This is a genomic window from Janthinobacterium silvisoli, from assembly GCF_014200725.1.
Taxonomy (GTDB): Bacteria; Pseudomonadota; Gammaproteobacteria; order Burkholderiales; family Burkholderiaceae_D; genus Janthinobacterium.
In genome coordinates this window covers 1094633-1112602 of record NZ_JACHCL010000002.1, presented here as the reverse complement: position 1 = coordinate 1112602, position 17970 = coordinate 1094633, and the positions used below count along the sequence as shown (strand labels likewise).

At 60.5% G+C, this 17970-nt stretch carries 18 protein-coding genes; 10 read left to right on the top strand and 8 right to left on the bottom strand.

The genetic code is table 11. The features are described 5' to 3' along the window. Positions 1-125: 125 nt before the first annotated feature. The 5 genes from HDE75_RS15115 (at position 126) to HDE75_RS15095 (ending at position 6650) form a co-directional block, all read left to right on the top strand. Positions 126-3749 (top strand): EAL domain-containing protein, encoded by a 3624-nt coding sequence (locus tag HDE75_RS15115; protein WP_183676907.1) that lies wholly within the window; start codon positions 126-128, stop codon positions 3747-3749. 117 nt (positions 3750-3866) lie between these two features. Then, entirely contained in the window at positions 3867-4436 is a 570-nt protein-coding gene (locus tag HDE75_RS15110; RefSeq protein WP_183676908.1) for a phasin family protein, read from the top strand. A gap of 145 nt (positions 4437-4581) precedes the next feature. Beyond that, on the top strand, positions 4582-5253 hold the full coding sequence (locus HDE75_RS15105; protein WP_183676909.1) for a TetR/AcrR family transcriptional regulator: 672 nt from the start codon (positions 4582-4584) through the stop codon (positions 5251-5253). A 66-nt stretch (positions 5254-5319) separates the two neighbouring features. Next, a complete protein-coding gene (locus HDE75_RS15100) occupies positions 5320-6093 on the top strand; it encodes a tetratricopeptide repeat protein (protein WP_183676910.1) in 774 nt (257 codons plus the stop codon). An 11-nt stretch (positions 6094-6104) separates the two neighbouring features. Then, positions 6105-6650: an LOG family protein gene (locus HDE75_RS15095; RefSeq protein WP_183677990.1), complete on the top strand. Its 546-nt coding sequence runs from the start codon at positions 6105-6107 to the stop codon at positions 6648-6650. 60 nt (positions 6651-6710) lie between these two features. Here the strand turns inward: HDE75_RS15095 and HDE75_RS15090 are convergent, their stop codons facing one another. Continuing rightward, on the bottom strand, positions 6711-7223 hold the full coding sequence (locus HDE75_RS15090) for a YgjP-like metallopeptidase domain-containing protein (protein WP_183676911.1): 513 nt from the start codon (positions 7221-7223) through the stop codon (positions 6711-6713). A gap of 61 nt (positions 7224-7284) precedes the next feature. Continuing rightward, positions 7285-8082: a helix-turn-helix transcriptional regulator gene (locus HDE75_RS15085; RefSeq protein ID WP_183676912.1), complete on the bottom strand. Its 798-nt coding sequence runs from the start codon at positions 8080-8082 to the stop codon at positions 7285-7287. Between the two features lie 128 nt (positions 8083-8210). Here HDE75_RS15085 and HDE75_RS15080 point away from each other — a divergent pair, with 128 nt between their 5' ends. After that, positions 8211-9137, top strand: a complete 927-nt coding sequence (locus HDE75_RS15080) for an inositol monophosphatase family protein (protein WP_183676913.1) — start codon at positions 8211-8213, stop codon at positions 9135-9137. Here HDE75_RS15080 and HDE75_RS15075 read toward each other — a convergent pair. After that, positions 9134-9541 (bottom strand): KGG domain-containing protein, encoded by a 408-nt coding sequence (locus HDE75_RS15075; protein WP_183676914.1) that lies wholly within the window; start codon positions 9539-9541, stop codon positions 9134-9136. The two genes, HDE75_RS15080 and HDE75_RS15075, sit on opposite strands and share 4 nt — an antisense overlap. A 61-nt stretch (positions 9542-9602) precedes the next feature. Then, positions 9603-10100: a phasin family protein gene (locus HDE75_RS15070; RefSeq protein WP_183676915.1), complete on the bottom strand. Its 498-nt coding sequence runs from the start codon at positions 10098-10100 to the stop codon at positions 9603-9605. Between the two features lie 312 nt (positions 10101-10412). On the opposite strand from HDE75_RS15070, the gene purU reads away from it, so the two are divergent. Both purU and HDE75_RS15060 read left to right on the top strand, forming a co-directional pair. Further along, complete coding sequence (purU, locus tag HDE75_RS15065) at positions 10413-11294, top strand: formyltetrahydrofolate deformylase (RefSeq protein ID WP_183677991.1); 882 nt, start codon at positions 10413-10415, stop codon at positions 11292-11294. Between the two features lie 173 nt (positions 11295-11467). Beyond that, positions 11468-12010 (top strand): YaeQ family protein, encoded by a 543-nt coding sequence (locus HDE75_RS15060; RefSeq protein ID WP_183676916.1) that lies wholly within the window; start codon positions 11468-11470, stop codon positions 12008-12010. A 64-nt stretch (positions 12011-12074) separates the two neighbouring features. Here HDE75_RS15060 and HDE75_RS15055 read toward each other — a convergent pair whose 3' ends face one another. Then, on the bottom strand, positions 12075-12866 hold the full coding sequence (locus tag HDE75_RS15055) for a head GIN domain-containing protein (RefSeq protein WP_183676917.1): 792 nt from the start codon (positions 12864-12866) through the stop codon (positions 12075-12077). 200 nt (positions 12867-13066) lie between these two features. On the opposite strand from HDE75_RS15055, the gene HDE75_RS15050 reads away from it, so the two are divergent. Beyond that, a complete protein-coding gene (locus tag HDE75_RS15050) occupies positions 13067-13702 on the top strand; it encodes an SAM-dependent methyltransferase (RefSeq protein ID WP_183676918.1) in 636 nt (211 codons plus the stop codon). 68 nt (positions 13703-13770) lie between these two features. Here HDE75_RS15050 and HDE75_RS15045 read toward each other — a convergent pair whose 3' ends face one another. Both HDE75_RS15045 and HDE75_RS15040 read right to left on the bottom strand, forming a co-directional pair. Continuing rightward, positions 13771-15045 (bottom strand): c-type cytochrome, encoded by a 1275-nt coding sequence (locus HDE75_RS15045; RefSeq protein ID WP_183676919.1) that lies wholly within the window; start codon positions 15043-15045, stop codon positions 13771-13773. Beyond that, a complete protein-coding gene (locus HDE75_RS15040; RefSeq protein WP_183676920.1) occupies positions 15042-15767 on the bottom strand; it encodes a c-type cytochrome in 726 nt (241 codons plus the stop codon). The genes HDE75_RS15045 and HDE75_RS15040 overlap by 4 nt, the downstream gene beginning before the upstream one ends. Before the next feature lie 134 nt (positions 15768-15901). Here HDE75_RS15040 and HDE75_RS15035 point away from each other — a divergent pair, with 134 nt between their 5' ends. After that, positions 15902-17329, top strand: coding sequence for an aminotransferase-like domain-containing protein (locus HDE75_RS15035; RefSeq protein WP_183676921.1), 1428 nt, complete (start codon positions 15902-15904; stop codon positions 17327-17329). Here HDE75_RS15035 and HDE75_RS15030 read toward each other — a convergent pair. Beyond that, positions 17326-17964: a 3'-5' exonuclease gene (locus HDE75_RS15030; RefSeq protein ID WP_183676922.1), complete on the bottom strand. Its 639-nt coding sequence runs from the start codon at positions 17962-17964 to the stop codon at positions 17326-17328. The two genes, HDE75_RS15035 and HDE75_RS15030, sit on opposite strands and share 4 nt — an antisense overlap. Positions 17965-17970: the final 6 nt, after the last annotated feature.

The window sequence follows — 17970 nt, the reverse complement described above, 5'->3', positions numbered from 1 at the left end:
CGATTTATACTGGGGCTTGCGATAATCTGTTGTAGGATTGTTATGCTGTAGAGCCTGCTTGCACGGCTGGGAAAGTGAGCGGTAGGTATTCGTGATCGAATGTGTGTTTTTGGTGGGAGTGCTAATTGTCTGCACGGATCCTGATTATTGAAGATAACGCCACCAATATGGAGTTGATGGTGTATCTGTTGCGTGCTTTCGGTTACACGCCGCTGGCCGCCTATGACGGCGAAGAAGGCGTGCGCATGGCGCGCAGCGAATTGCCGGACCTGATCATCTGCGACGTACATCTGCCCAAGCTCGATGGCTATGGCGTGGTGGCGGAATTGAAAAAAGACCCGGCGCTGCGCAAGATTCCCGCGCTGGCCGTAACCGCCCTGGCCATGGTGGGCGACCGCGAGCGCCTGCTCGAAGCGGGCTTCAATGGCTATATCGGCAAACCGATCGAGCCCGATCTGTTTGTCGCGGAACTTGAATCTTTTTTAGCCGGGGCGCCGTCGACGCCAGTTAAAAACGACATAGCCACTATTTTGATCGTTGACGATCATGTGCTGAACCGCGAATTTCTCACCGCGCTGCTGGGCTACAGCGGGCACCGTTTGCTGGAAGCGGCAAATGGGCTCGAAGGCCTGGAAATCATGCGCACCGAACGGCCGGACCTGATCATTTCCGACATCCTGATGCCGAATATGGACGGCTACGAATTCGTCACGCGCGTGCATGAAACCCCCGAGCTGGCCGATGTGCCCATCATCTTTTATACGGCTACCTACCGCGAACAGGAAGCCATCCTGCTGGCACAGGCCTGTGGCGTGCGCTGGGTATTGCCAAAACCCTCTGACCCTGAAGTCATCGTGCGTACGGTGAACGAGGCGCTGGGCATGATGGCGCCCGCCAGCGAGCTCAAGCCGCGGCCGCGCGCCGTCACCGTCCCCGGCAAGTTGAGCGGCATCGAGCATCAGGTGAGCGGTTATCTGGAAGAGCTGGAATCGAGCAGCCAGCAGATTTCGCAACTGGCCAACCAGGGCGAGGGCCAGGTCGCGGTGCCGGAAGATTTGGCAATCATGACTGAACGCCTGTCGCGCTCACTTTCCAGCCTGCAGGCAGTCAGCCTGCGCCTGACCGCGCTGATCGAACTGGGTATCGAGCTGGGCGCCGAGCGCGACCCGCGCAAGTTGATCGAAGCGGGCTGCAAGGTGGCGCAAAATATCTGCGTGTCGAAATATGCCTGTATCGGCGTGCTGGACGAAGGCGCTGAAAAGCTCAGTTATTTTTCTTCCTGCGGTGCCGAAAAAAATATAGGGGACATCGCCAGCGCACCGCGCACGGGGGTCTTGAACCGTCTGCTGGAACAGCGCCAGCCCTACCGCGTCAATGGCCTGGAGGGCGACCCTGGCGCGCTGGGCCTGCCCGGTACCCACCCACCCGTGCATTCCTTTTTGGGCGTAGCCATCGCTTCGCGCGAACGCAGCCACGGCTGGCTGTACCTGGTCGACAAACTGGGCGCCAACGAGTTTTCCGAGGTCGATGAGCGTGTCGCTGCCACCGTGGCCGCGCAGATCGCTGTCGCCTATGACAACCTGCTGCTGTACGATGAAATCAAGCGCCACCACGAGCAACTGACCCTGGACATGGAGGCGCGCATCCGCCTGGACGAGGATTTGCGCCGCTTCCGCCTGGCGATGGACGCCACCGCCGACGCCATCTTCCTGGTCGACCGCGCCGAGATGTGCTTCATCGACGTCAACCAGACGGCCTGCCGCATGCTCGGTTTCGAGCGCGAGGATTTTCTCGGTCTGCGCACTGGCCAGGTCCGCGAAGGCGAAGCACCGCTCGAAGAGCTGTACAACAAGCTGCTTGCCGGCGACCAGAGCGGCCAGATGACGGAATTGCAGTTGCAGCGCAAGGATGGCTCGCGGCTGGCGGTCGAAGTGCAGCGCCGCACCCTGCGTTCGGGCCAGAACTGGATCCTGGTGGCGGTGGCGCGCGATATCAGCGAGCGCAAGGACGCCGAGCAGCGCCTGCTGAAGCTGGCCCATTTCGACACACTCACCGGTTTGCCGAACCGTAGCCAGTTCTATGAATCGCTGACGCACTCATTGGGCCAGGCGGCGGAGCACCAGTGGGCGGTGGCGGTGCTGTTCCTCGATGTCGACCGCTTCAAGAATGTCAACGACACGCTGGGCCACACCCTCGGCGACGAGCTGCTGCGCCAGTTTGCCAGCCGGCTTGTCGATTGCCTGCGCGTGCGCGACACCATCGGGCGCTTTGGCGGCGACGAATTTGCCGCCATCCTGGTCTTGCCCGAAGGCGCCCAGCATGCGGTGGGCGTGGTCGACAAGATCCGCGAAGCGATGCGCAAGCCATTTGATTTGCAAGGCCATGAAGTGACCGTCACGGTCAGCATCGGCATTTCCGTGTACCCGGACGATGGCGTCGACGCCGATATCCTGATCCAGTATGCCGATACGGCCATGTACCGCGCGAAGGAGGCGGGCCGCGATGTATTCCGCTTCTTCACGGCTGAAATGAATGCGCAGTCGATGGCCCGGCTGGACATGGAAAACGCGCTGCGGCGCGCCATCGACAATGAGGAATTCGTGCTGTTCTTCCAGCCCAAGGTGCATATCGGCTCGGGCCGCATCAGCGGCGCCGAAGCACTGATACGCTGGAACCGGCCGGGCCACGGCATGGTGTCGCCGGCCCTGTTCATCCCCTTGCTGGAAGAGACGGGGCTGATCGTGCGGGTCGGTAACTGGGTGCTCGACGAGGCCTGCAAGAAGATCAGCGAGTGGGGCGCGACCAGCATCGGCCCGGTGCACCTGTCGGTGAACGTGTCGGGCATCCAGTTTTTCGTCGGCGGCCTGGAGGAAGAGGTGCTCAAGGCGATCCGCAAATACGATATCGCCCCCGACCTGCTGGAGCTCGAATTGACGGAAAGCTCGCTGATGTCGAATGCCGAGGAAACCATCGCCGTGCTGCGCAATCTGAAGGCGCTGGGCATCCAGATTTCCATCGACGATTTCGGCACCGGCTATTCCAGCCTGGCCTACCTGAAGCGCTTCCCGATCGACAAGCTGAAAATCGATATCGCCTTCGTGCGCGAAGTGACCAGCAATCCCGATGACGCGGCCATAGTGCTGGCCATCATCAGCATGGCGCACAGCATGAAGCTGCAAGTGATCGCGGAAGGCGTGGAAAACGATGCGCAGCTGGCTTATCTGCGCCGCCACGGCTGCGATGAAATGCAGGGCTATTATTTCAGCCGTCCCGTGCCGCAGGCCGAGTTCGAACAAATGCTCACGGGTGGCAAGCTGCTGCCGTCGCCGCAAGACGAGATGGGCGATGAACAGCAGACCTTGCTGATTGTCGACGACGATGTCTTCATGCTCGATGTGCTGAGCGACTTCCTGGCCCAGGACGGCTACCGCATCCTGACGGCGCAGACGGCCGCCGAAGGTTTCGACATCCTGGCGCGCCACAAGGTGCAGGTGATTTTATGCGACCAGTGCATGCCGCAGATGAGTGGCACGGAATTCATGGAGCGGGTCAAGCACCTGTGCCCGGACACCTTCCGCATCATGCTGTCGGCGTATTCCGACCTGACGCCGATCATGGCGGCGATCAACCGCGGCGCCGTCGACCGCTTCTATACCAAGCCCTGGAAAGGCGCGGTCCTGCGCGAAAACATCCGTGAAGGCTTCCGCCTGCATGGCTTGCTGCACGGCCCCGTGCGCGCCGCCGCCTGAGGTTTTTTGTCACGGCAGTTTAGTAGCGGCGCTCTATCGTATTAGATTCCTCGCTCTAGTTTTGCTCACTACAATCAAATTGCTGGTCCATGGGCAATCGAATGCAAGGAGGCGATGATGGCGAAGAAACTGAAGGAACTGGCGGAAGACGGCGAGCTGGCCGACGCCGTGCGCAACTCTGCGCAGCAGATCTGGCAGGCGGGCCTGGGCGCTTTCGCCAAGGCGCAGGAAGAGGGCGGCCGGGTATTTTCCAAACTGGTCAAGGAAGGCACGGCGTTTCAGCAGCGTGCCGAAGAGAAGGCGGCCGGGGTCGGCGGGACTTTCAGCGACACCGTCAGCAAGATCGCCGGCGGCGTCGGCAAGCAGGCCAGCGGTTCCTGGGACAAGCTGGAACAAGTGTTTGAAGAGCGCGTGGCGCGCGCGCTGGCCACCATCGGCGTGCCCACGCAAGGCGAGATCGCTGCGCTGCATGAACGGATCGACCAGCTGAGCCGCCAGGTGGCGGTATTGTCGGGCGCCAAACCGGCAGCCAGGGCGACACGCAAACCTGCCGCCAAGGTTGCCGCCAAGCCCATCGCCAAGCCCGCCGTGAAAGCGCGCGCCAGGCCAGCCGTCAAACCGGCTGTGAAACTGGCTGTGAAGCCAGCCGCCAGGACGGCAGCGCGAAAGAAGACTGCTAATGACTAGCGCGCCGCATCGCTAAGCCTGCCCGTGCAGGCTTTTTTTTGCCATGGCACGTATCCTGCGCTTCTGCGTGCTGGCACCGTGTGCTGTTTCATTGGAACTATTTTAGATGGTATGCTTGCGGCAGAACAAAGAGAGACTGCCCGCCATGCTACAAAAAGTACCACGCCGCACCCGCGAACGCATCCTGGAGTTGTCGCTGCGCTTGTTCAACGAATTTGGCGAACCGAATATCACGACTACCGTGATTGCGGAGGAAATGAATATTTCGCCGGGCAACCTGTACTACCATTTTCGCAACAAGGACGACATCGTCAACTCGATCTTTGTCCAGTTCGAGGCGGAAATCGAGCGCATCTTGACGGTGCCGGACGGGCGCCGTTCGAATATCGAAGATGTCTGGCTGTATCTGCACCTGATGTTCGAGCTGATCTGGCGCTACCGCTTCTTTTACCGCGACCTCAATGATTTGCTGTCGCGCAACCGCAAGCTGGAATTGCACTTCAAACTGATCCTGGCGCACAAGATCAAGGTGGCCACGCAGCTGTGCGAAGACTTGCGCAGCGAGCAGTCTTTGGCCGCGTCGGACATGGAAATTTCTGCCATGGCGACCAATATGGTGGTGGTGGCAACCTACTGGCTGTCGTACGAATATGTGCGCAATCCGCGCAAGTACACCGAGCAGCAATCGATGTCCGATGCGCTGGCGCGTGGCTGTTACCAGGTGCTGTCGCTGATCGGCCCGTATTTGCGTAACGAAACGCATCTGCTGTTTCGTAAGCTGTCTGAAGAGTATGTGACTAAACTGAAGAGCGATTGACTGGCCGTCCACGGTACGACGCCCACCGTGGACGCGAAGAGCACGCTCGCTGACTGGAGAATCGGCATGGCCTGGACACAATTTCCGTATCCCGATGACGCGTATGTCTATACGCCACAGACTTTGGAAGCTGCCTGGAAGCGTTTGCACACGGGCGATGTGGAGCTCTTTCCCCAGCAAGACAGGCTGGTGCAAGCCTGGATCGCCTTTCATGCAGGCGATTTCGAACGGGCCGTCAAGCTGGGCCTGGCGGCCGGCGTGCCCGGTTATTCCGTGGCGCACAAGGCCACGTGCGTGTACGCTACCCATCTGGAAACGGACGAAGAGCGCAGGCTGGCGCTGTATGAAGAGGTGGCCGAGCGCTGTGAACGCCAGCAGCAGGAACAGCCCGACAATCCGGCCGGCTTTTATTGGCATGCTTACAGCTTGGGCCGTTATGCGCTCGGTATTTCCGTCGTCAAGGCGCTGGCGCAGGGACTGGGTGCGAAGGTGCGCAACAGTTTGAACCGCACGGTGACCCTGGCGCCGCTGCACGCCGAGGCGCATGTGGCATTCGGGATTTATCATACGGAAATCATCGACAAGGTAGGCGGCATGATAGGCGGCCTGACCTATGGCGCCAGCAAGGATGATGGCTACCAGCATTTCAAGACGGCGCTGGCGCTCAATCCTACTTCGGCCCTGGCCCATAGCGAATATGGCCGCGCCTTGAATATGCTCGACGGTAAGAAAAAACTGGCGGAAGTGCTCGCCCTGTACGGCCAGGCTGCCGATTGCGTGGCGCTCGATGCCAAGGAGCGGCTGGAAGTCGAAGCCGCTATTGATGAACTGAAAGACTAAGGATAGATGTGATCAAGGCTTTATGTGTGTACTGTGGCGCCAACGCTGGCGTGACCCCTGAATATGCGCAAGCGGCGCGCGCGCTGGCGCGCGTGCTGGTATCGGAAAATATCGCGCTGGTGTATGGCGGCGGCAAGGTCGGCTTGATGGGCGTCATCGCCGATGAAGTGCTGCGCCTGGGCGGCGAGGTGACGGGCGTGATCCCCACCCAGCTGGTCGAGCGCGAAGTGGGCCATACGGGCTTGACGCGCCAGTTTGTCGTGAAAGACATGCATGAGCGCAAGGCCATGATGGCCAGCCTGGCCGACGCCTTCATCGCCATGCCGGGTGGCTATGGCACGCTGGAAGAACTGTTCGAGATGCTGACCTGGGCCCAGCTGGGTATCCACGCCAAGCCGATCGGCTTGCTCAATGTCGACCATTTTTACGATGGCTTGATCGCCTTCGTGCAAAACGGCAAGGAGCAGGGTTTTATCCGCCCGCAACATGCGGCCTTCCTCAATGCCGATGCCGATCCGGCCGCGCTGGTGCAGCGCCTGAAGGACATCGCGCCCTGAGGCTGGCGGAGATTGATCTATTCAGGCCACCCGGAGTTGACGAGGGTGGCCTTTTTTATATCACGACCACAAACGCTGGCCCGACAGGTCCAGCTGGGTCAGATACAGGCGCACATCGAATTCGTACTGGTGGTATTGCGGTTCCATATACGTGCACAGTTTATAAAAAGCCTTGTCGTGCTGCTTTTCCTTCACGTGCGCAAGCTCATGCACGGCGATCATGCGCAAAAATTCCATAGGCACTTCCTTGAACATGGTGGCCACGCGGATTTCATGCTTGGCTTTCAGTTTGCCGCCCTGCACGCGTGAGATCGAGGTGTGCAGGCCCAGCGCATGGTTGATCACGTGGATATTGCTGTCGAACGCCACTTTGTTGATCGGCTCGGCGTTGCGCAGGAATTCATTCTTCAAATCCTGCACGTACTGGTACAAGGCCTTGTCGTTGCGTACATCGTGCGCGTTCGGATAGCGTTTCAATAACACTTCGCCCAGCTTGTCTTGCGCAATCAGTTGCCGCACTTGCGTTAGCGTTTGCTCGGAATAGGCGCTCAGGTATTTCAGGGTTGCTTGCATCTGGGGCGGGGAGGGCTGGGAACGAGGCGAGAATGTACCACAATGGAGGAAATGGAACTTGTTACCTGCCTGCAAACCTGGCTGGCGTGGTGCCCAGCACGCGCCGGAACAGGGCGATGAAGCTGCTGACGCTGTCATAACCAAGGGTCAGCGCCACCGTGGTCACGGCCTCGCCCGCATGCAGCAATTCCATGCCTCGCTGCAAGCGCGCCAGCTGGCGCCAGGCGATCAGCGACATGCCGGTTTCTTCGCGAAAATGGCGCGTCACGCTGCGGCGCGACAGGCCCAGTGCGTCCGCCCAGGCATCAAGGCTACGCCCGTCTGCCGGATCATGGGCGATGGCGGCCGCCATCTGCAATAGCCGCGGGTGGCGCGGCATCACCAGGCGCAGCGCTTCGGCTGGCGTATGGGCTAGCTCATCGAGCAGCACGTCGAGCAGGCGCACATGGCGCGCGTCGAGTGATGTGTGGGGCGGCAGTTCGCGCAAGCGGTCCAGTACGGCGTCGATCAGCGGCGTCATCCGCCATGCCTGCGAGATCGCAGGCAGCGTCTGGCACAGCGCGGGCGCCAGGTAAATCGTCAGGCCCACCAGGCTGCCAGTGGCATGCTGGCTATGCGCGCTGGCGCCGTGGCGCAGGCCAGGCGGTATCCAGCCGATGTGCCCCGGTGGCAGAACGGTGCGCACATCGCCCGCTTCGACCACGATCAAACCTTGCAAGGCTAGATACAACTGGCCTTCCGGATGCACGTGCAAATGCTTGCCTCGGCCATCCTGCGCTGTTTGCGGCAGGATCAGCAGCGGCGCATCGTTCGTCAGGCGCCGTTCAAGAAACGCCGGGGTGACAGCAGTTAGCGTCATAGGTGTGTGCAGGTATGGGGCCGCTTATTGCGCCAATTATTGGCCCGATTCAATTATCTCATGGCATTTTAACGTTAGCGCGCCAAGCCTGCTGGCGGGACACTGCACTTTTCTGACAGAGGAGTGTGATGATGAATGATGCAATGATCAATGCAATGAGCGCGGCCAATGCCGCAGGAATTGATATCGACGTGGTATTGCAGCAAGTGCGCCTGACGGGCCAGCAATTGAAGCAGCAGTTCCAATCCTTGACGCCGGTGACGGAAACGGGGCCGCTGTTTGCCACCTTCAAGCGCATCGACGGCGCAGCGGCCGATGATTTGCGCCAGCGCCTGGCGCAACTGTACCCTGCCATCAGCTGGTTCGATGGCGAGCCAGGCGGCGAACTGGACGAAAGCATCACCATGCCGTCCGGTGACTGCTGGCTGTGCGATGTGATCGACGGCGCCGTCCAGTATCTGCGCGCGATTCCGCAATGGTGCACAACCTTGACACTGCTGCGCGACGGCCAGCCGCAACTAGTTGTGGTCTACGACGCCATGCATGAAGAACTGTTCCACGCGGTGGCAGCGAAGCAAGATGCCATGTCCACAGCAGCGGCCGTAGCCAAAGTAGCCAAAGTAGCCAAAGTAGCCAGCCCCGGCGGTGCGTTTCGCAATGGCTTGCCAATCACGGTCAATGCCCGCAGCAGTTTTCATGAAAGCATCCTGGCCAGCAGCCAGCCTCCATTTGCCTTTCGCTACCCGCAAGCGCTGCGCCAGGCGGGCCAGTCGCTGGGCGCCATGCTGGAACACGCCATCGCCGTGCGCAACCTGGGACCGACCGCCTTGCAGATGGCCTACGTGGCGTGTGGCCGCCTGGACGGTTTTTGGGTCTACGGCCCAGACGGTTACAACTGCACCGGCCCCGCCTTGCTGGTGCGCGAGGCGGGCGGTCTGGTCACAACGGCAGAAGGCGCTCCATATGGGCTGCGCTCGCACAGCCTGCTGGCGGCGCCCGCTGGCGTGCATGCCACCATGTTGGCTACCTTGCAGCAGAGTGCAGACCTGGCCTAAGCCTTGTCGTCGTTCTTGCTGCTGCCTTGCCGGCCAGTCTTGGACGATTGTTCTGACGAACCGCTGCGGCTGGCCGAGCCGCCGCGGTTTTCGTTATCACGGTTGGCTGATTGCCGGCTTTCGCCGCCTTTCCGGCCGATTTCCGCCATATGTTCGCGGTTGCGGCTGACCGCTTCGCCTCCTTTTTGACCGGCGCGGCGCGCTTCTTCCGAATCGAATTCGTGCGCCGTACCTTTCTGATGCGCGGCCTGGCCGCCCTTGCTGGCAATTTCGCGTTGCTGTTCTTCATTCATTGCCGCGAAACCCCGTTTGGCCGGCACTTTCTGAGCGCCGTGGACTTCCGTTTTCTGGCTACTGCCAGCGCCTTTGCCTTGGTTGCCTTCATTGCCTTGATTGCTAGCCATGTTGCTCTCCTTGCTGTCGATTACGTCACTGAGATGGGATAAATTGAGGGTGCCCGGCTTGTCAATGCGTCTGGTTGGCCCGCTTGCCGGCATTCTTGTGATCCGCGCCATCGACGAGTACGCTGGCGTGCATTTTTTCGATCAGGTCGCGCTGGCGCTGGCTGGCTTTTTCCGTTTCTTCCCCTGCCTTGCGCACCACCTCGTCGGCGAACGCCGCAGCCGTGCGGCTGGTCTCAGGGATATGGGTCTCTGCTGTGCGGTTCAGTTCGACATTGGCGTTGGCGATCACGCGGGACAGTTGCTGCTGATAGTGCTGCAGTTTGTCGCCGCCCGGCCGCATCTGGCCCACGGCCAGCGCAAGGAATTCACCGGGGTCGCGCGCCGACAGCATCTGCTGATGGGTCTTGTTGAACTCTTCAAGCATTTCCTGGCTTAGGCGCAGATTGAGTTCACTCACTTGTTGCGCCATGTCGACGAACTTGCGTGACAAGTCGGCAGCGAAATGAAGCTGGGCTTGCAGATGGGATTTCAGGGCGGGGCTGACACTCGTTGTGAACATGTTCTACCTCAATAAAAAGAACTGGTCCTGGAAACACCCGGTGTGCGGATGCGACGTATGAAACAAGCAAAGAGATAGACGCTGAATCGGCCATCAGGTTCCACGCGGCATGCGGGTTTATGGCGATGTTTTCCCCTGGAAGATTGAAGAATACGCGGGCCTTGTGCTAGATCAACAATCCAGGAAATAGCTTGCAGGAAGCCGATACCGCTGTCCGATGCATGGAAAATGCGGCTGATGGGGCTTGGTCGTGCGACAATATCGGGCTGCGCGGTAGCTGGCATCACCCTTATTCAACTTCCTTGAACGACCATAATGCATCCTGAATACATCCTGACCCTGTCTTGCCTGGACCAGCGCGGCATCGTGCATCGTGTCTCGGGTTTCCTGGCCGAGCATGGCTGCAACATCATCGATTCGGCGCAGTTTGGCGATCCGGAATCGCGGCTGTTTTTCATGCGTGTGCATTTTGCGCTGGAAGAGAGCGCTGTCAGCGATGCCCAGTTGCGCGAGGACTTTGCCGCACTGTCGCAAGCGATGCAGTTGAACGGTCCCTTCCACGGCAAGTTGCACGATGCGCGCAGCAAGCCGCGCGTGATGCTGATGGTGTCCAAGATCGGCCATTGCCTGAACGATTTGCTGTTCCGTTACAAGAGCGGCTTGCTGGACGTGGAAATTCCGGCCATCGTGTCGAACCACATGGAGTTTTACCAGCTGGCGGCCAGTTACAATATTCCGTTTCATCACTTGCCGCTGGCGACCGGTGCCCCGGAATCGGCCAAGCTGGCGCAGGAAGCGCGCATCATCGAGCTGATGGACACGCACAAGATCGACCTGGTGGTGCTGGCGCGCTATATGCAAATCCTGTCGCCTGGCCTGTGCCAGGCATTGGCCGGGCGCGCAATCAATATCCACCACTCATTTTTGCCCAGCTTCAAGGGCGCCAAGCCGTATGCGCAGGCGCATCACCGTGGCGTCAAGCTGATCGGCGCTACCGCCCACTTTGTTACGGGCGAGCTGGATGAAGGGCCGATCATCGAGCAGGATGTGGAGAGGGTCGACCACGCCATGGATGTCGAAACCCTGACGGCGATCGGCCGCGATGTGGAATGTGTGGTGCTGGCGCGCGCCGTCAAATGGTTCGTCGAACACCGCATCCTGCAAAATGGGGATAAGACGGTCGTCTTCCGCTAAAACACCTGACCAAACCTACTGCGCGTCGGTATAGGCGGCCTGCGATGCTCACCGTACTAAAGTACGGTTGCGCTTCTCAGCCACCTCTCCCTTCCGCTCGCTACGGTTTTGTCAGGTGTTGTAAGTTGCCCTAATTTTTTGTTTATTTACACTTATACCTACAGAAGCACACGATGGCCCTTAAAGCAACGATATTCAAAGCCGATCTGCAGATCGCCGATATGGACCGCAATTATTACCAGGATCATGCGCTGACCCTGGCGCGCCACCCGTCTGAAACCGACGAGCGCATGATGGTGCGCCTGCTGGCGTTCGCCATCCACGCCGACGAGGCGCTGACCTTTACCAAGGGCCTGTTCGATACCGAAGAGCCTGACTTGTGGCAAAAGGATTTGACGGGCGCCATTCAGCTGTGGATCGAAGTGGGCCAGCCCGACGAGAAACGCATCCTGAAGGCGTGCGGCCGTTCGGAACAGGTGATCGTCTACAGCTATGGCGCGACCAGCCATATCTGGTGGAAACAGATCGCCAACAAACTGGAACGGGCGAAGAACTTGACCGTGATCAACCTGCCCTCCGAAGCGGCCCAGCAGATGAGTGGCCTGGCGCAGCGCACCATGCAGCTGCAATGCACGATACAGGATGGCCAGATCTGGCTGACCGATAGCGTGACCACGGTGCAGATCGACCGTGAACCGGTGAAGCCGGCCCGCTAAGTGCGGTTCCTGAAAGACAAAGCCCGGACTGATCCGGGCTTTGTCTTGATGGGGAAGGGTTTATTTAGTTAGGTGCGCTGCCCAGGTGCTTCACACTATCCGGGCGTCGCATATTCCGGCTGACGCGTGGATCGCCGTAGTAGCTCACTTCGCCCGAGCCGCCGATGCTGATGTTCAAGTCCTCCTTGGCCCATACTTGCGCTTCGCCTGAACCGCCTATGCTCACTTGCACTTCCCTGGCGGCCAGGCGGCCGGCCTGGATATTGCCCGAGCCGCCGATCGAGGCTGTAAACTGCTCCGTTTTCCCGCTGGCCGTGAAACTGCCGCTGCCGCCGATATTGATAGAGGCACTGCGGCTGTCGATGTCGCGTGCATTGATGGCGCCCGAGCCGCCCACGTCGAAGCGCAGCCTGTCGCCGCGCAAGCCGGTCGCGTCGATGCTGCCCGAACCACCGACGCTGATGCGCTCCACATGGCGCGTCTGGATGACGATGTTAAGGGTTGTTGCGTAGAAATTGGTATTGCGTTTTGAAGGCCGGATACGCAGGGTGCCATTTTCCACTGCCGTATCGACCAGGGGCAGGATATTGTCGTCGGCTTCGATGGTGATGCTTTCAGTATTGCCAATGCGCAGTTCGACGTGGCCAGGCACATTGAGCGCCACGCCATTGAAACTACCTACTTCACGCGTCTGTTTTTGCAGCTTGCCGCTACCCTTGATCTTGCTGCCGGCGATCCAGTCCAAAGGCGAGGCCAGTGCTGGTGTGGCTGGCGCGGCCATCGCGCACACGCCGATGGCCAGCAGGAGAGCACGCGCCGCGGCGGACATGCGGGTGTGGAAAATCGTATGCACCATAAAAAACTCCCTGTGTCAGTTGTTGATTAAGTTATTGTTTGTTGAGATGGATAGTAAGGCAAGCCTGGCGTTGCAGCTATGCCACTGCGACAGACTGCCGCCAGGCAGGCATAGAATGCAAGCTGATGCGACAGGTTGGCATGAGGTATCATGCGGGAATTATGACGACCGGCGCGTGCCGGTCACTACACTGGAATTACATGCTGATCATCACCATCAAACAAGGCAAGGAAAAAAGCTTGCTGGGCCAATCGTTCATCTATGCGTCTGCGATTGATAAAGTCGAAGGCAAGCCGCAGGAAAAAATGAAGCCTGGCTCGACGGCCATCGTGCAGAGCTCGTCGCGCCAATTCATTGCCCGCGCCGCCTACAATTCGAAGTCGCAGATCCGCGCCCGCATCTGGACCTTCAAGGAAGATGAGCCGATCGACCATGCGCTGATCAAGCGCAGGGTCAAGGCTGCCATCGAGAAGCGTTTGCCTGCCATCAAGAAAGCCGGCGAGAATCAGTTATTGACCCTGATCAAGGGCGAAGAAGAAGGTTTGTCGGGCCTGGTGGTGCAGCTGTTTGGCGGCGCGCAAGGCTACCTGATCTGCGAATTTAACGCCGGCGGCGTCGATGCCTGGAAAGTGGCTATCGTGCAAGCGCTGATGGCGGCCACCGGTTGCCCGAACGTGTATGAGCGTTGCGACGAGCTGATGCGCAAAGGCGAAGGCTTGCCGCTGATCGACGGCGCCCTGGCCGGCGAAGAGCCGCCCGATGAAGTCATGCTGACCGACAACGGCGTGCGCTTTGCGCTGGATTTGAAGACTGGGCACAAGAGCAAGTTCCGCTGATAGTGTTGTAATTGTTTTTACCCCCACAGCAACTGCTGGGGTCAGACCCGGCGGGTCTGACCCCAGATTTATTCCAACGGCACGCTGCGGTACTTATTCACTTCCAGCGCCGACACCGCCGGCGCATCATTGCCCCAGCTGGCCCTTAAATACGTCACCACGGCCGCCACTTCGCGGTCGTCCAGTACGGGGCCGAACGGCGGCATGCCGTAGGGACGCGGGTTGCCGGCCGTGCCCGGTGCAAAGCCGCCGTTGAGCACGATGCGGATGGCGTTCACGGCCGAGGTCGTGGTCAATGCGCGGTTGCCGGCCAGCGGCGGGTAGCCGGGTGGCAAACCCTTGCCATCGGCCTGGTGGCAGCTGGCGCAGTGGCTTTCATACAGCTTGGCGCCAGCTGTCAGCTGGGCCAACGCCGCTTCCGAGTTGTCGCGTGGCGCCGGTTTGACCGGTTGGGCCGGGCCAGGCAAGCTTTTCAGGTAGATCGCCATGGCCCGCACGTCGGGTTCATCCATATGCTGCAGGCTTTGCCGCACCACCTCGGCCATGGGGCCAAACACGGTGGCGCGCGGCGAAACGCCGGTTTTCAGCAATTGCACGATATGGTCGGTTTCCCAGTCACCCAAGCCTGCTTCGGCGTCCGAGGTGAGCGAGGGCGCATACCAGCCCAGTACGGGAATCAGGCCGCCCGACAAGCCATCATTGCTGCCCCCCAAAGTCGTGCGGCTGCTGTGGCAAGCACTGCAATGGCCCAGTCCCTGCACCAGATATGCGCCCCGGTTCCATTCCATGCTTTGCCCGGCTACCGGCTGGTAGACGGTTGGCTTGAAATACAGCGCACGCCAGGCAGCCAGCGCGATTTGCTGGTTGTAAGGGAAGCGCAAGGCATGCGGCAAGTTCGCTTGCGTATGCGACGGCAGACTCTGGAAATAGGCGTACAGGGCGTCGCTGTCTTCACGCCGCACCTTGGTGTAATTGGTGTAGGGGAAGGCGGGATAGAGCAAACGGCCATCTTTCGACTTGCCGTTATGTAGCGCGCGCCAGAAATCATCAGCCGTCCAGCTGCCGATGCCTGTTTCGCGGTCCGCCGTGATGTTCGGTGAGATCACCTGGCCGAACGGTGTCTGCAGTGCGCGGCCGCCCGCATAGGGCACGCCGCCGCGCGTCGTGTGGCAAGCCATGCAATCGCCCGCCCTGGAAAGATAGGCACCGCGTGCGACCAGATGTTCCTGGCTCAAGCTGCTGGGCGGGGCGGGCGGGCCGATATCGTCGTCGGGCCACAGCAGGAATTTGGCGCTGCCTGCGATGATCAATGCAAGGCCCACGGCAATCATGGCCTTCTTCATGGCGCCACCTCTGCGGTCGAGCCAGGCACGCTGCCGCAGTGCAGTGGCAAGGGCAGGGCGATGCTGGTAGCGGGGAGCGTGGCGGCGCTGGCCACTTGCGTGCCCAGCCAGGCCGAGAGGGCGCCCACGTCCTCGTTCGACAGGCGCTCGGCGATCTGCGCCATGCAGTCGGGCGCCTGGGCGCGGCGTACGCCGTTTTTCCAGGCGCCAAACTGCGCGTTGATATAGTCGCGCGGCAAGCCCAGCAAACCGGGTATGGCGGGCGCGACACCGGCCAGCTGGGCGCCATGGCAGGTGATGCAGGCAGGAATTTTCTTGCTGCTATCGCCTTGTTGTAGCAGTTGCTTGCCGCGCGCCAGTACGGCTGCGCTGGCATTGCTGGGCTGGGCCGGCGGTGGCGTGGGGTGTTGCTCGGCAAAATACTCAGCGATCTCGCGAAGATAGGCGTCCGGCAAGTGTTCCACCATATACGTCATCATCGGATACTGGCGCCGGCCGTCGCGGAAATTGATCAGCTGGTTGTACAGATAGCCGGCCGGCTTGCCGGCGATGCGGGGAAAGAAGGCGTCCTGGCCTTCCTGTCTGGCATGGCAAGCCGTGCAAGCCTTGATGCGCTGCTCCAGGCTGTCGGGCAGGATCGCCGGCGCCGCCATGACCCAGCCGGAAAGCAGGGCGGCTATGCTGCCGAGGAAAATCGAGAACCTGGAAACATTGAATCGCATGAAATAGTTCACCTGTCTGTGCTGGCCGGCGATGCTGGCTTAATTGCCAAGGATATACTGCTTGCATAAATAGGAACAGGATCAGTTGTGTAAAGAAAACACCGGATCAGTTTGCGTAATGGAGGAGGGACGGCTTGAAGCGATATGAAGTATTGGCGGACGAGATCGCCAGCATGATCAGCGGCCAGTTGCTGCTGCCTGGCGACAAGTTGCCGTCCGTGCGCCAGCAGCAGGCGCGGCAGGCGATCAGCCCCTCGACGGTATTCCAGGCCTATTATTTGCTCGAAGCGCGTGGCTTGATCGTGTCGCGGCCCCGTTCCGGTTATTACGTAGCACCACAAGCGGCCAGTCTTGCGCCAGAGCCCAGCAGCTCGCGGCCCGCCGAGGTACGTACCGACGTCGATGTCAGCGATCTGGTGTTCGAGGTGCTGGGCGCCTCTTCCTCGCGCGATATTGTGCCGCTGGGTTCAGCCTTCCCCAGCCCGGAGCTGTACCCGATGGATCGGCTGGCGCGGGCCGTGTCGGCCAGCATGCGCCGCTTCGATCCCTGGAGCGCGGTGACGGATTTATCACTCGGTAATGCCGAGTTGCGCCGCCAGATCGCCTTGCGCTACCAGCTCGATGGCGTGCATGTCTCCAGTGACGAGATCGTCATCACCAATGGCGCGCTGGAAGCGCTGAACCTGTGTTTGCAAGCCGTGACCAGGCCCGGCGATACGGTGCTGATCGAGTCGCCCAGTTTTTATGCCTGCTTGCAGGCGCTGGAAAGGCTGGAACTGAAAGCCGTCGAGATCGCCACCAGCCCCCGCGATGGCGTCGACCTCGATGCGCTGGCTAGTTTGCTGGAGCGGCACCGGCCGAAGGCGTGCTGGCTGATGACGAGTTTTCAGAATCCGCTGGGTAGCCTGATGCCGCTGGAAAAGAAACGTGCGCTGGTGGATTTGCTGGCGCGGCACGCCGTGCCGTTGATCGAAGATGATGTGTATGGCGAGCTGTATTTCGGCAAGCAGCGTCCGGGTCTCAGTAAAAGCGCCGACCGCCGCGGCCTGGTGATGCATTGCAGTTCGTTTTCAAAAACGCTGGCGCCGGGCTTTCGCCTGGGCTGGGTGGTGGCGGGGCGCTTTGCGCGCCAGGTCGAACGGTTGAAGCTGACCACCAGCTTGTCGGCGCCCGTGCCGCTGCAAATGGCCTTGGCCGATTATCTGGCGCAGGGCGGTTATGAGCGCCACTTGCGCCAGTTGCGCTTGACCCTGGCCACGCAGCAGCGCAGTATGCTGCAGGCGATTGCCGAGCATTTTCCGCCAGGTACGCGCGTGTCTCGGCCTCAGGGCGGTTATTTTGTCTGGCTGGAATTGCCCGAAGGATGCGATGCGCTGGCCTTGCACAGGAGTGCTTTGCAGGCAGGCATCAGTATCGCGCCCGGGCCCATCTTTTCGGCCACGCGTGCTTTTGGCCATTGCATTCGCCTCAATTACGGCCACCCGTGGACTGCGCAGGTGGCAGCGGCGATCACCACCCTGGGGCGGCTGGCCGCGCAACAATTGTCGGCAAGAGAAGCTTAGACGGCGGGTTGTGGCGCTGGCGCAGTGCGCGGTGCTTTTTGCGGCGCTACTTTGCCGCCGTCGGCGATCCAGCGGCGGTACACGCGCAGGGCGACTTGCGCATCGTCGGCCGCATATAAAATCTGCTTTTCCGTCAGGCGCGATGCGGCCCAGTTGGTGGTGGAGATTTTCTTGGATTTTTGCAGGTGCAGGCCGAAGAACTTGGCCACTGCCGTCTTGGCGCCCAGGTCGTTGCGCTGGCCGCCGCGCAGGGCGACGGACAGGTCGAGTACCTGGGCCGGCATGATGCCCAGCTTGGCGCGCAAGCGCTTGACGTCATCGGACAGGCCGAACCCCACCTTGATGGTGGTGGTCGATTCGAGGATGGCCTTTAATTCCGCCAGGGCCGGTGTCGGCGCCACGCCCACCTGGAACAGGTAGGCGATGTCGTCGGTCGCCAGCTGGATCAGATGCGGGCCGGTGGACGACTCGCCCTTGACAAAAGTGGGCTTCGATTCAGTGTCAAAACCGATCGCGTCGGCCGCCAGCAGTGCCGCCATGGCCTCGCGCGCATCATCGCTGCTGCGCACCAGCTTGACCTGGGCCAGTTGTATACCCTGGTAGGGCGGTAGTGGCGGCGCGACGGCTGTTTCCATGAAGCT